Origin of the sequence: Janthinobacterium sp. TND4EL3, assembly GCF_900156175.1 — a bacterium.
Classification (GTDB): Bacteria; Pseudomonadota; Gammaproteobacteria; order Burkholderiales; family Burkholderiaceae_D; genus Janthinobacterium.
In genome coordinates this window covers 126,573-139,950 of sequence record NZ_FTMV01000001.1, presented here as the reverse complement: position 1 = coordinate 139,950, position 13,378 = coordinate 126,573, and the positions used below count along the sequence as shown (strand labels likewise).

9 protein-coding genes are annotated in these 13,378 nt (G+C 59.7%); 4 read left to right on the top strand and 5 right to left on the bottom strand.

From position 1 onward, the window contains the following. Positions 1–36: 36 nt before the first annotated feature. The 3 genes from BXA07_RS00620 to BXA07_RS00610 form a co-directional block, all read right to left on the bottom strand. Positions 37–765, bottom strand: a complete 729-nt coding sequence (locus BXA07_RS00620) for an ABC transporter ATP-binding protein (protein WP_076564748.1) — start codon at positions 763–765, stop codon at positions 37–39. Further along, positions 765–1,535 (bottom strand): ABC transporter ATP-binding protein, encoded by a 771-nt coding sequence (locus BXA07_RS00615; RefSeq protein WP_076564747.1) that lies wholly within the window; start codon positions 1,533–1,535, stop codon positions 765–767. Before BXA07_RS00615 ends, BXA07_RS00620 begins: the two co-directional genes overlap by 1 nt. 133 nt (positions 1,536–1,668) lie before the next feature. Further along, positions 1,669–3,294, bottom strand: a complete 1,626-nt coding sequence (locus BXA07_RS00610) for a GMC family oxidoreductase (protein ID WP_076564745.1) — start codon at positions 3,292–3,294, stop codon at positions 1,669–1,671. Positions 3,295–4,766: 1,472 nt separating this feature from the next. On the opposite strand from BXA07_RS00610, the gene BXA07_RS00605 reads away from it, so the two are divergent. Continuing rightward, the gene (locus tag BXA07_RS00605) at positions 4,767–5,543 is read left to right on the top strand and encodes a 5'-methylthioadenosine/adenosylhomocysteine nucleosidase (RefSeq protein WP_076564744.1); all 777 of its coding nucleotides are present in this window, start codon (positions 4,767–4,769) and stop codon (positions 5,541–5,543) included. 166 nt (positions 5,544–5,709) lie between these two features. Here the strand turns inward: BXA07_RS00605 and putA are convergent, their stop codons facing one another. Continuing rightward, entirely contained in the window at positions 5,710–9,363 is a 3,654-nt protein-coding gene (putA, locus tag BXA07_RS00600) for a trifunctional transcriptional regulator/proline dehydrogenase/L-glutamate gamma-semialdehyde dehydrogenase (RefSeq protein ID WP_076564742.1), read from the bottom strand. A 207-nt stretch (positions 9,364–9,570) separates the two neighbouring features. Here putA and BXA07_RS00595 point away from each other — a divergent pair, with 207 nt between their 5' ends. Then, entirely contained in the window at positions 9,571–10,026 is a 456-nt protein-coding gene (locus BXA07_RS00595; protein WP_010393827.1) for an Lrp/AsnC ligand binding domain-containing protein, read from the top strand. A gap of 205 nt (positions 10,027–10,231) precedes the next feature. Then, on the top strand, positions 10,232–11,797 hold the full coding sequence (locus BXA07_RS00590; RefSeq protein WP_076564741.1) for a methyl-accepting chemotaxis protein: 1,566 nt from the start codon (positions 10,232–10,234) through the stop codon (positions 11,795–11,797). 51 nt (positions 11,798–11,848) lie between these two features. Here the strand turns inward: BXA07_RS00590 and BXA07_RS00585 are convergent, their stop codons facing one another. Beyond that, entirely contained in the window at positions 11,849–12,829 is a 981-nt protein-coding gene (locus BXA07_RS00585; RefSeq protein ID WP_034783859.1) for a LysR family transcriptional regulator, read from the bottom strand. Positions 12,830–13,025: 196 nt separating this feature from the next. On the opposite strand from BXA07_RS00585, the gene BXA07_RS00580 reads away from it, so the two are divergent. Continuing rightward, the gene (locus BXA07_RS00580; RefSeq protein ID WP_076564739.1) at positions 13,026–13,331 is read left to right on the top strand and encodes a hypothetical protein; all 306 of its coding nucleotides are present in this window, start codon (positions 13,026–13,028) and stop codon (positions 13,329–13,331) included. Positions 13,332–13,378 lie beyond the last annotated feature (47 nt).

The following is a 13,378-nucleotide window of genomic DNA, read 5'->3' as shown; positions in this document are numbered from 1 at the left end:
TTGCTGGACGATGACGAGTAAAAAACTACATGGGCACTACACGCCAAGCAGCTCGGTCAATACCGGCATCTTGGCCTCCAGTTCGGATGCAGCAAAAGTCTCGACGATCTGACCGTGCTCCATCACATAAAACCGGTCCGCCAGCGGTGCGGCAAACCGGAAATTCTGCTCCACCATGACGATGGTGTATCCCTTCGCTTTCAGGGTGGTGATCATGCGCGCCAGCCCTTGCACGATGACGGGCGCCAGGCCTTCGGATATTTCATCGAGCAGCAGCAGGCGGGCGCCCGTGCGCAGGATGCGCGCCACGGCCAGCATCTGCTGTTCCCCGCCCGACAATCGCGTGCCCTGGCTGTGCCGGCGTTCCTGCAGGTTCGGGAACATGGCGTAGATTTCTTCCACCGACATGCCCTTCTCGCCGCTGGCCAGGGTCGGCGGCAGCATCAGGTTTTCCTCGGTCGACAGCGAGGAAAAAATACCGCGCTCTTCGGGACAATAGCCGATGCCCAGGTGGGCGATCTTGTGCGTGGCCAAACCTATCGCTTCGGCGCCATGGACTTTGATCGAACCCGTGCGCGCACCCGTCAGCCCCATGATGGCGCGCAAGGTCGTCGTGCGGCCGGCGCCGTTGCGGCCCAGCAAGGTCACCACCTCGCCCTGCTCCACCTTCAAGTTAACGTCGTGCAGGATGTGCGATTCGCCGTACCACGTATGCAACTGTGCAATTTCCAGCGCCGGTGCGTTGCCATTCACTTGTGTCGCCATCAATGCGCCCCTTCCAGTTCGGCGTGGGTGGTGCCCATGTACGCTTCCATCACCTGCGGATTACGCGACACTTCCGCGTAGCTGCCTTCGGCCAGCATGGCGCCGCGCTGCAGGACAGAAATCTTGTCGCAGATGCCGGACACCACGTTCATATTGTGTTCCACCATCAAAATCGTGCGCCCGGCCGAGACCTTCTTGATCAGTTCGGTGACGCGGTGCACGTCTTCGTGGCCCATGCCTTGCGTCGGTTCATCGAGCAGCATCATTTCCGGTTCCATCGCCAGGGTGGTGGCGATTTCCAGCGCGCGCTTGCGCCCGTAGGGCATGTCGACCGTGATGGTGTCGGCGAACTCCGTCAGGTCGACTTCGGCCAGCAAGGCCATGGCGCGGTCGTTGAGCTGGCTCAATGAACGTTCGCTTTTCCAGAAGTGAAACGAGGTGCCCAGCTGGCGCTGCAAGCCGATGCGCACATTCTGCAGCACGGATAAATGGGGGAAGACGGCGGAAATCTGGAATGAACGGATCACGCCCATGCGGGCGATCTGGGCCGGTTTGGCGGCCGTGATGTCTTTCCCGTTGAACAGGATCTGTCCGCCGGTGGGGACCAGGAATTTGGTGAGCAAGTTGAAACACGTGGTCTTGCCGGCGCCGTTAGGACCGATCAAGGCGTGGATATGGCCCCGCTCTACCTTCAGGTTCACCTCGCTGACGGCGGTGAAACCCTTGAATTCCTTGGTCAAATTTCTTGTTTCCAAGATTACGTTTGACATCGTGTCTCCTAGTTGTACTTTTTGTACTACTTAGTCATTTTTATAATACACAACTTAAATTTAACGCACAATACAGTATAACTACGGGGATTTTTCGCCAGTCCGAATGGCGCAAACTCGCGCGCTTGCCCAGCTATTTCCAGGCCGCATGTATCATTTGCGCCGCTTTTTCCGCAATCATCACGGTGGGCGAGTTCGTATTACCAGAAGTAATGTAGGGCATGATGGAAGCGTCGACGACGCGCAATCCAGCCACGCCGATCACGCGCAAGGTGCTGTCGACCACGCTCAAGGCCTCGCCGGCCAGGCCCATGCGGCAAGTACCCACCGGGTGAAAGATCGTGGTGCCGATCTGGCTGGCCGCCTGCGCCAGCTCTTCCTCGCTCTGGAATTGCACGCCAGGCTTGTATTCCTGCGGCGCAAACTTCTTCAGGGCGGGCGCGGCCACGATGGCGCGCGTCAGGCGCAGGGCGTCGGCCGCCACCTTGCGGTCCTGCTCGGTACTCAGGTAATTGGGCACGATCTTCGGCGCCGCATAGCTGTCGGCCGAGGCGATCTGCACATGGCCGCGCGATGTCGGGCGCAGATTGCAGACGCTGGCCGTAAACGCGGGAAACGCGTGCAAGGGTTCGCCGAATTTGTCCAGGGACAAGGGCTGCACGTGGTATTGCAGGTTCGGCGTGGCTTGCTGCGGATCGGACCTGGCAAACGCCCCCAGCTGCGACGGCGCCATCGACATGGGCCCGCTCTGGAACAGCGCATATTGCAGACCGATCTGCATCTTGCCGACGATATTGCTGGCCATTACGTTCAAAGTCTTGACGCCCTGCACCTTGTACACCATGCGCAGCTGCAAGTGGTCTTGCAAATTGCCCCCCACGCCAGGCGAATCCAGCACGGGCGTAATGCCGTGTTCGCGCAGCAAGGCGGCCGGGCCGATGCCGGACAATTGCAGCAATTGGGGCGAGCCGATGGCGCCCGCCGTCAGCAAGGTTTCCCGCCGCGCCGTCGCCTGCCACTGCGTGCCGCCACCGGTCAACACGATGCCCGTGCAGCGCGGCCCCGATGCCGTCGTTTCCAGCAGCAGACGTTCCACGTGGCAGCCGGTCATGATGGTCAGATTCGGGCGCCGCGACGCCGGTTTCAAAAACGCTTTCGAGGTATTCCAGCGGATGCCGCGACGCTGGTTGACGTCGAAATACGCGCTGCCGCTATTGTCGCCGCCATTGAAATCGCTGGTTTTCGGGATGCCCACCTGCTGGGCCGCGTCGCGGAAGGCGTTGAGGATATCCCACGACAGGCGCTGCTTTTCCACGCGCCACTCGCCGCCCACGCCATGGTTTTCCGACGCGCCGCCATAGTAATCTTCGCTTTGCTTAAATAGCGGCAAGACTTTGTCCCAGCGCCAGGAAGCATCGTCCGTCAGGTCCGCCCAGTGGTCGTAGTCGCCGGCCTGGCCGCGCATGTAGATCATGCCGTTGATGGATGAGCTGCCGCCCAGGACTTTACCGCGCGGATACATCAGGCTGCGCCCGCCCAGGCCTGCGTCCGCCTGCGTGGAATACAGCCAGTCCGTGCGGGGATTGCCGATGCAATGCAGATAGCCGACGGGGATGTGGATCCACACGTAATCGTCCTTGCCGCCCGCTTCCACGAGCAAAACGCTGGCGTCCCTGTCGCGCGTGAGCCGGTTGGCCAGCACGCAACCTGCCGTGCCGCCGCCCACGATGATGTAGTCGTATTCGCCTGCCGATTCCAATGAAGCTCCTTTCGGTATGCCATCAAGCTGTCGCGCGGCGTGTCTCCCCGCCGCGTCCCTTTACCAGAGTCTGTCTTTCTTCATCCATGCATGGCTGCTGAGCCGCCTTGAGATTACCACCAGTGCCGGGCCAGGGCGACATTAATCGCATGGCCATCACGATCACCACGTAAACGAACTCGTCTGGCAGCTAAAAAACCGTCCCGAACAGGGGCTGCAAGCTGTGGATAACCGTATGGATATCCACAGGTACGATATGTGAGTAAACGAAATTTTTTTTGGACGACTTTTTTTTATCCCAAAACCATCCCAAGCCGATACAACGCTTACTCAGCGCTTATCCGTACGCCAAGCGATTGTTTACAAGGATAAATCAGGACTTATCCACAGAAGTTGTCGCCGTTAACTACTATTACTATTCTTGTATACGATCTTGTTAAGGTAAACCCGACAACGCGCGCGTTGCCTGACCTTCGCCTTCGGAAAGGTTGACTAGCCTGACTTCAAAACCGCCGAACTGCGTTGGCTGACAAAAAAAAATCCAGCCAACAACTGAGCGACGAAAACCGGCACGGCCGGCATCACGCAGACAGCACTGCCAAACCGTTTTGCAAAATGGAAACGTCAACTGGCTTGAGCAGGCACAGTGCCAGCAAGCGCGTCGATGTCGAAAAGAGGAGGAATTTACAACGATTGTGGATAAGTCATTTGATATCCACAGGATGACTTGTGCGTAAACATGAAGTTATGCGCAGGCCCGCATTTTATACAATTTTGCTCCTCGCGTGATACAGCGATTATGCACGCTTTATTTTGCGCGTAAACGGTTGATCCTGTTGAAAAAAAGCGACTTATCCACAGAAAAAAACGCGTTTACTATTACTACTATTTTTATATATAGATCTATTGTAAACCGACAAAAAAAGCGGAAGTCCGGGGATATTTCCAAGAAGCATGCAAAAAACGTCAAAAAAAAAGCCAACGACAACAGCACGACCCACTGCCAAACCGTCTTCCAGGAAGTACCTGGATGCCGATGTGCGTGAAAGAACCGCGCTCCTGATCGCTCAACTTTGATTGCCAGACAATGATCAGTGCACGCAAACGCCGTCAAACATGTCACTGCAGCAAGAAAAAACGCGATTTTTGCTTGCCGTTGTGGATAAGTGCCTGCATATCCACAGGATGAGATGTGGGAAAAGTCGTTCTTTGTCCACAAGCCAATTTTTATCCCAAACAAGTCCTCCGTAGATACAATGCTTGTGCGCCTACTTTTTTGTGCGCCAAGTCGATGATTTTTATACGGTATACCGACTTATCCACAAAAAAATGGCCGTTTACTATCACTACTATTTTTATGTATACATCTTTATTTAAAACACAGAAACAAACGCGGACGGTGGAAAAGTCGCCGAAACGGCTGTTTTCACTATGTAAACCGTTTTGCAATCTCAAAAACCTGTAAAAACAGCATGAATTCACACAAAAAAATGCGTTTGGGCATCATCAGTGCCTTGCACGAAGAACAGCAGGGGCTGGTAGAGGCCATGCAAGGCCCCCAGAGGCGTTCGCACGGCATGCGCGACTACACCCTGGGAACCCTGTGGAATATCGACGCTGTGTGCGTCCTGTCGCGTCTGGGCAAGGTTGCCGCTGCCATGACAGCTTCTATCCTTGTGGAAAAGTACGGAGTTACCCACATCGTCTTCACCGGCGTGGCCGGCAGTGGGGCTAAACACGTGAAAGTGGGCGATATCGTGGTGGCGGAATCGCTGCTGCAGCACGATATGGACGCCCGACCTCTATTTCCCCGCTTCGAAGTGCCGCTGACGGGACTGCAGCGCTTCGCTACGGATCTGGAACTGAGCACGCAACTGGCAGCTGCCGCGGAAGATTTTTTGCGTGACGATGTCTCCAGCGTGCTCAAGGCGGCCGATATCGCGGCATTTGGCTTGCAGCACACGCAGGTGCACCGCGGCCTGATCGCCAGCGGCGACCAGTTCATCAGCAGCGCCGCGCATCTGCACCAGCTCAAAGTGGATATCCCCGACTTGCTGGCCGTCGAAATGGAAGGCGCCGCTGTGGCGCAAGTGTGTTTTGAACTCGGTGTGCCGTTTACCGTCATGCGCACCATTTCCGACAACGCCAATGAAGAGGCGGCCGTCGACTTCATGCGTTTCGTGCAAACCGTCGCCTCGCCATACGCGTTGACGGTGATCCAGCAATTGTGCCAGCGCCTGGCCGGCTGATTTTTCAGCTAGCGTGCATAAAAAAAGGGCAGAACCACTGGTTCTGCCCTTTGTATTTAAAAACAAAGGAGCCTGAAAAATGTTCAGGGCTAGGCGCCTTGCTGCAGGCAGTACGAATGTACGGCCAGGCAAGGCAACAACGCCATGGACTTTTTCTCAGGTTCCTTTAGACACTGAGCATCATCAAACTGGCGTTTCCGCCCGCTGCCGTCGTATTCACGCACAGCGCCCGCTCGGCGACGAGGCGCCACAGGGGGATGACATCGTCCTGCGTGGTGGCGATGGTGGCCACCAGGGCCCCTTCCCGTGCCGCCAGCAGCGGTTTGAGCTGGCCATCGAGACTCGGTTCGATCATGGCGATCTGGAAATCCTGCTGGACCGACTCCAGGCTGCTGACGACCTGGATGCGGTCCTTCAGCGCCGCCGGCAAGTCGGCCGGGATCAGGTCCGGCGCTTGCGCCAGCACCAGCGCCTGGTTGCCCGTCGCCAGCACGGCTGCCAACTGGTTCATCAAGGTGCCGGACGTGCCCGCCGCGCACAGGATCGTGCCCCGTGCGGCAAAGCTCAGGGTATTGCGCTCGCCCGTCGGGCCTGGCAAGACGGTGGTGCTGCCCAGCAAGGTGGTGCGCGCGTATTCCTGCGCCAGTTGCTGCACCTTGTCGTGGCCGTGCATCTTGGCCCACACGGTCAGCGCGTCGAGCGCCGGCGGCGCCTGGCGCTGATGCTGGGCGCCGGGTGGCGCATTGCGCTGCAGCCGTTTCAGATACAGGGGACCGCCCGCCTTCGGGCCGGTGCCGGACTTGCCTTCGCCGCCGAACGGCTGCACGCCGACGACGGCGCCGACGATGTTGCGGTTGACATAAATATTGCCCACGTGCGCGCGCTGGGTGATGAAAGCGATGGTTTCGTCGATGCGCGTATGGATGCCCAGGGTCAAGCCGTAACCGCTGTCGTTGATCGATTGCACCAGTTGCGGCAGTTCTGCCCGCTTGTAGCGGATCACGTGCAGCACGGGGCCGAAGACTTCGTGCGTCAGCTGCGCCAGCGACTTGATTTCCAGCACGGTCGGCGCGACGAACGTGCCTTTCACGGTCGGCAAATCGAGCGAATAATGGTCGATGGCCATGGTTTTCATCTTGTTGATGTGCGCCAGCAAGTTACTTTGCGCTTCCGCATCGATGACGGGACCGATATCGGTCGCCAGGCGGTCAGGATTGCCAACGCGCAATTCCTGCATGGCGCCTTTCAGCATGTGGATGGTCTTGTCGGCGATTTCCGTTTGCAGGAACAGCACGCGCAAGGCCGAGCAGCGCTGGCCGGCGCTGTCAAACGCCGACGACATCACGTCCTGCACCACTTGCTCCGGCAAGGCCGACGAATCGACGATCAGGGCATTCTGGCCGCCCGTCTCGGCGATCAGGGGAAGGTCGATGCCTTCGGCCACGGCGCGGGCGGCCAAGTTGCGGTTGATCAACTGCGCCACTTCTGTCGAACCCGTGAAAATCACGCCTTTGACGCGCGCGTCGTTGCACAGGCCGGCGCCGACGACTTCTCCGCTGCCGGGCAAGAATTGCAGCGCACCGCGCGGCACGCCCGCCGCGTGCAGCAGCTGCACGGCGCGCCAGGCGATCAGCGGCGTTTGCTCGGCCGGCTTGGCCAGCACGACGTTACCGGCGGCCAGGGCGGCGGCCAGCTGGCCCGTAAAGATGGCCAGCGGGAAATTCCACGGGCTGATGCAGGTGACGGGACCGAGCGCCACGGTGTTTGGCGCGTGTTCCACCTGCGCCGCGTAATAGCGCAGGAAATCGACGGCTTCGCGGATTTCCGCGATGGCGTTCGGCAGCGACTTGCCCGCTTCGCGCACGGCCAGGGCCATCAGCTCGATGTGGTGTTCTTCAAACAGGTCGGCGGCGCGCAGCAAGGCTTGCGCGCGCAGCGACGGCTCCGTTGTCTGCCATTCCATGGCGTAGGCGCTGGCGCTGGCCAGGGCCGTTTCCACGTCGGCCGGCGCCGCTTCCATGACCTTGCCGACGACATCGTCGTGCTGGGCCGGATTGTGGATCACTTGCGTTGGCGTATTCAGGCTGACGGCGCCGTCGATCAGCGGCCCGGCCTGCCATTGCTGCTGCTGCGCCAGGCCGGTGGCCAGGGTGCGCAAGGTGTCTTCATTCGACAGGTCCAGGCCGGCCGAGTTCCTGCGCTCGCTGCCAAACATGTCCAGCGGCAGCGGAATCGACGGATGCGGCAAGCCGCCCTGCAGGCGCGCCTGTTCCAGCGGATCGCGGATCAGGCTATCGATGGCCACGCTTTCGTCGACGATCTGGTTGACGAAGGACGAGTTGGCGCCGTTTTCCAGCAGGCGGCGCACCAGGTAGGCCAGCAGCGTTTCATGCGAGCCGACGGGCGCGTAGATGCGGCAAGGCTTGTCCAGGTTGGCGGGGCCGACGACCTGGTCGTACAGGGTTTCGCCCATGCCGTGCAGGCACTGGAATTCGTAGTCGGTAACGCCGTCGCGCTTCGCCCAGGTAAAGATGGTCGACAGGGTTTGCGCATTGTGCGTGGCAAATTGCGGGTAGATGACGCTGCTGGCATCGAGCAGTTTTTGCGCGCAGACGAGGTAAGACACGTCCGTGTAGACCTTGCGCGTGTAGACGGGATAGCCTTCCTGGCCGTCCACTTGGGCGCGTTTGATTTCCGCATCCCAATATGCGCCCTTGACGAGGCGCACCATGAACTTGCGGCCGCTGCGGCGCGCCAGGTCGATCAGGAAATCGATGGCGAACGGGCAGCGCTTCTGATACGCCTGCACCACGTAGCCGATGCCGTCGAAGCCGGCCAGGTCCGGATCAAAAGCGAGGGCTTCCATGAGGTCCAGTGACAGTTCCAGGCGGTCCGTTTCTTCCGCATCGATATTGAAGCCGATGTTGTACTGTTTGGCCAGCAACAGCAGCGCTTTGACCTTCGGCAGCAATTCTTCCATGACGCGGGCGCGCTGGGCGCGGCTGTAGCGCGCGTGCAGGGCCGACAGTTTCACGGAAATGCCGGGGCCATTCTTGATGCCGCGCCCGTTCGAGGCCTTGCCGATGGCGTGGATCGCCGTTTCGTACGAGGCGTAGTAGCTGGCCGCGTCGGCTTGCGTCAGGGCCGCCTCGCCCAGCATGTCGTACGAGTAGCGGTAGCCGCGCGTTTCATTCTCGCGGCTGTTTTTTAACGCTTCCTCGATGGTCTGGCCCGTGACGAACTGGTTGCCCAGCATGCGCATGGCCAGGTCGACGCCCTTGCGGATCAGCGGCTCGCCGCCTTTGGCGATGAGCTTGGTCATGGCCGAGCCGAGGCCCGACTCGCTGCTGGTACTGACCAGTTTGCCCGTGATCAGCAAGCCCCAGGTGGCGGCATTGACGAACAGCGACGGCGATTCGCCCAGGTGCTTGCGCCAGTCGCCCTTGCTGATTTTGTCGGCGATCAGGCGATCGGCCGTTTGACTGTCGGGTATACGCAACAGCGCTTCGGCCAGGCACATCAGCGCAACCCCCTCTTCCGATGATAGCGAGAACTCGTGCATCAGCGCATCGACGCCGGACGCGCGCGTGCGTTTCTGGCGCACGGCCGACACCAGCCGGTGCGCCAGGGCCTGGCCTGCGGCCGTCGTTTCGGTGCTGCTGGCGCGCACTTGTTGCAACAGCCACTGCACGGCGGAAACCTCGTCGCGCCTATAGGCGGCGGTGATGGCGGCGCGGTGGGGCGTCGCTTCGGGCAGGATTTCCGCCTGGAGCGCGGCAAAGGGAATCGGGGTAAAAGCCGAGGGGCCTGCAGGGTGCATAAGTGCTCTTTACAAGGAAAAAGGGGACGAAAACGCCCGCCTTGCCTGCTCTTTTTTGGTGCAAAAAAATACAGAAAGTCGGACGTTAAGATGATTCGATTGTAAAGGGGATTCTTATGGATTAATTCTGGTAATACAGGGGGCTAGCAATAGATAGTTTTTGATGCGACAATTTAACCAAATAATATTAATTTGGGGGTGATGGTAATGCTGGACAAGATCAGTAAGAAAATCTTGATGGAATTGCAGAGCGATGGACGCATCAGCAATGTGGAGCTGGCCGCGCGCGTGAACTTGTCGCCGGCGGCCTGTCTGGAGCGCGTGCGCAAATTGCACGAATCCGGGTACATCATGGGCTATACGGCCCAGTTGAACCCGCAGCTGCTCGACGTGTCGCTGCTGGTATTCATCGAAGTCGTGCTCGATCGCACGACACCGGAAGTGTTCGACGCCTTCAAGCATAGCGTACAAATCATTCCAGAGGTACTGGAATGTCATATGGTGGCCGGCGGTTTCGATTACCTGGTCAAGGCGCGCGTCAAGGACATGGCTGCCTACCGCGAATTCCTGGGCAAGACGCTGTTGCAAAAAGGTGTGCGGGAAACCCACACTTATGCCGTCATGGAAGAGGTCAAAAACACCACCAAATTGCCGATTAAGTGACCGCGGTGTAGTGCTCCCGTTTTTCTGATTGAGCTATCGGAACAAATGTTGTAGGGTAGAACTACAATTCTGCCATCCGGTAGCCGCCTGAAACGACGCGCAGACGTCAGGTTCAGGGTGCAAGGTGGGCAATCGTGCCCATGCGCATACGGTTACGGCCTCTCCCCCCGCGGGAGGGGCGACGGGTTCTCGCAGCGGGGGACAAATGAAGCAGTTGCAGCATCAGCTGGTGCGTTTCTTTGTATTCACTGTTCTGGCCATGGCCGTGGCCTGTTGTCTGGCCTATCTGTTGCTGCTGGCGCTGGGCGGCGGCGACCATCCCTATCTGATTGCCTGCGTGGCGGCCGTCACGGGCGCCGCGCTGCTGGCCTTCGCCGGCCGCTCGCGCGGCGAGCCGGGCTTGCACCAGTTTGCCGACACCGTCGGGCACGCCATCGACGCCATCATGATCGGCGCGGCGGAAACCTCGTATTTTGTCGATTCCGTCAAACAGAAGGTGGACCTGGACGTGCGCACGGCCAGCGAGATCGCCGACAGTTCCGGACAGAACGCCGTGATGACGGAAAAGATCGCCGCCAATGCGGAACGGGCCGCCAAGGTGGCCGCCGGCGTGCGCGTGGAAAGCGTGGCGGCGCGCGCCGAAGTGGACCAGGGTTTGCGCCGCATCAACAAGGCACGCGAAGAAGCGCAAGGCGCCTCCAGCGCCATGCTGGGCCTGCAGGAAAAATCCAGACGCATCACGGGTTTTACGGAAGCCATTTCCGATATTTCCGCGCGCACCAACTTGCTGGCGCTGAACGCCGCCATCGAGGCGGCGCGCGCAGGTGAACACGGTCGCGGCTTTGCCGTGGTGGCCGGCGAAGTGCGGCAACTGGCGCAGCGCACCAAGGAAGCGTCCGATGAAATCAGCGTGATGGTGCGCGAAATCAATGAACAGGCGGAAAAAGCCGCGCAAGGCATGACGGCGCTGGCCAGCGGCGTGACGGAAGCGGCGCGCAACGTGGAAAGCGTGCACGGCTCGCTCAGCCATATCGAGGAATCCTCGGGCGTGTCCGAGGATGAGATCGGGCAAATCGCCCGCGCCTCGCGCGAACATGTCGAGACGACGCAGCTGATCGCCGACGCCATCGGGCAAATCCGCGACAGCATGCTGTCGACGAATGCCGAATTGCCGCGCGCCACGCAGTCGGCGATGGCCCTGGCCGAGCGGGCCGAAGTGATCGCCGGCGCCCTCGGCGAAGCGAACGTGGCCACGCCGCACGATGAGATCCGCGAGGCCGCCCGGCGCGCCGCGCGCGAGGTGGGCAAACTGTTCGAGCAAGCGATCGCCTCGGGGCGCATTACGCGCGAAGCCCTGTTCGACCGGCATTACCGCCCCATCCCGAACACCAATCCGCCCAAGCACAACACGAAGTTCGACGCCTTTACGGACAAGGTGCTGCCGGACCTGCAGGAAGGCGTGCTGGCGGCATTGCCCCACCTGGCCTATGCGGGCGCCGTCGACAACAATGGATATTTTCCAACGCACAATAAGAAGTTCTCGCAGCCGCTGACGGGCGATTACGCCACCGATATGGTCAATAACCGTACCAAGCGCATCTTCAGCGACCGCACAGGCAAGCGCTGCGGCAGCAACACCAAGCCCTTCCTCTTGCAAACCTATAAACGCGACACGGGCGAAGTCATGCACGATTTATCGGTGCCCATCCACGTCGAGGGCAAGCACTGGGGCGGCTTTAGAATTGGCTATAGATCCAGCACTCACGCATAAAAAAAACGCCTGATGTTTTTCATCAGGCGTTTTTTTGTTCCGTACCGGGTTCTATTCGACGTGCGGCTTCGGCGCCACGCCGCCGCCGGCCGCCGTGGCCGTCCGTAACGTGGGCGTGTTCATGCTTTCCAGGTGGTTGCGCAGCCACTTGTGGGCAGGGCTGCGGGCGTCGCGCTCGTGCCACAGCATGTCCAGGTGCACGGCCGGCAAGGTCAAGGGCAAATCCTTGTACAGCAGGGACTCCGTCATGCCCGTCGAGGCGATCAGATGGCGCGGCAAGACGGTGATCAGGTCGGAATTGGCGACAACTCTGCCTGCCGTGAAGAACTGGTTGACCGTCAACAGGATGCGCCGCTCGCGGTGGATCTGCGACAGCGCTTCGTCGATCAAGCCATGCGCCCGGCCGGAAAAGCTCACCAATAAATGGTTGGCCGCGCAATAGTTATCCAAGGTCAATTCCTTGTCGGCCAGTGGATGGCCGCGCCGCATCACGCATACATATTTGCCGGAATACAGGCGCTCGTGGCGGATGGGCGAACCCGTTTCGCTCGACAGTTGCGCCGCCACGCCGGGAAAGAAGCCCACGGCCAGGTCGATGTCGCCGCGCAGCAGCATGGGCCGCGGTTCGCGCGTCGTCAGCGGCATCATGCGCACGTTGACGCCCGGCGCTTCGCGTTCGATCGAGCGCATCAGCGAGGGCAGCCAGAAGGCGGCTGTCGCATCGGCCATGGCCATGCGGAACGTGGCGTGCGTTTTCGACACATCGAAGGTTTCCGGCGTGACGGCCGCTTCCAGGCTGGCCAGGGCCGAGCGCACGGATGGCCACAGGGCTTCGGCGCGCGGCGTGGGTTTCACGCCATATGCCGTGCGGATCAGCAATTCGTCACCGAGGCTTTCGCGCAGGCGTTTGATGGCGTTCGATACCGCCGGCTGCGTCATCGCCAGGTGGCCCGCTGCGCGCGTCAGGTTTTGTTCCGTCATGACGGCGTCGAAAACACGCAGCAAGTTCAGATCCAGCGTCAGAAAACTCATGGAAAGCCCAAGATAAAAGTTGAATTCAGATAATTAGTCAGAGTGTAAACCGCGCCGGGCACGAATATTTTCACTCGTAAAAAAATATTACAGTTTTCCATTCACGATTCATATAATTGGTATCAAGAAATGGAATTAGATTTATATGTTGCACTGCACTATAGTACCGTCAAATTCTATAATGCACTGGAACAGTATGTCTACCTTCGCCTCCGCCCTGTACGCAGTATCCGCACCCGTGCTGGAGATTTCCCTGCTCAACACCCTGCAAATCGCCCTGGTGATCGTGGCCGTGGGGGCTTTCGCCCTGCTGTTCAAGCCTTTGCTGGTGGGCATAGCCCGCGCCATGGTACTGGTCGTGCGTCCCAAGCTGAGCCGCGAAGAGCGTTTGGCGCGCCAGCAGATGCGCGAAGCGCAGGCGCTCAAGCGCACGCTGGGCAAGATGGATGGCGTATCGCCCAGCAATGCCGCCGAACTGCGCGCCCTGTCGACGCGTGCCTGAGCGTTAAACTGTTGCAGAAAGACAAGCCGGTGCATGCACCGGCTTTT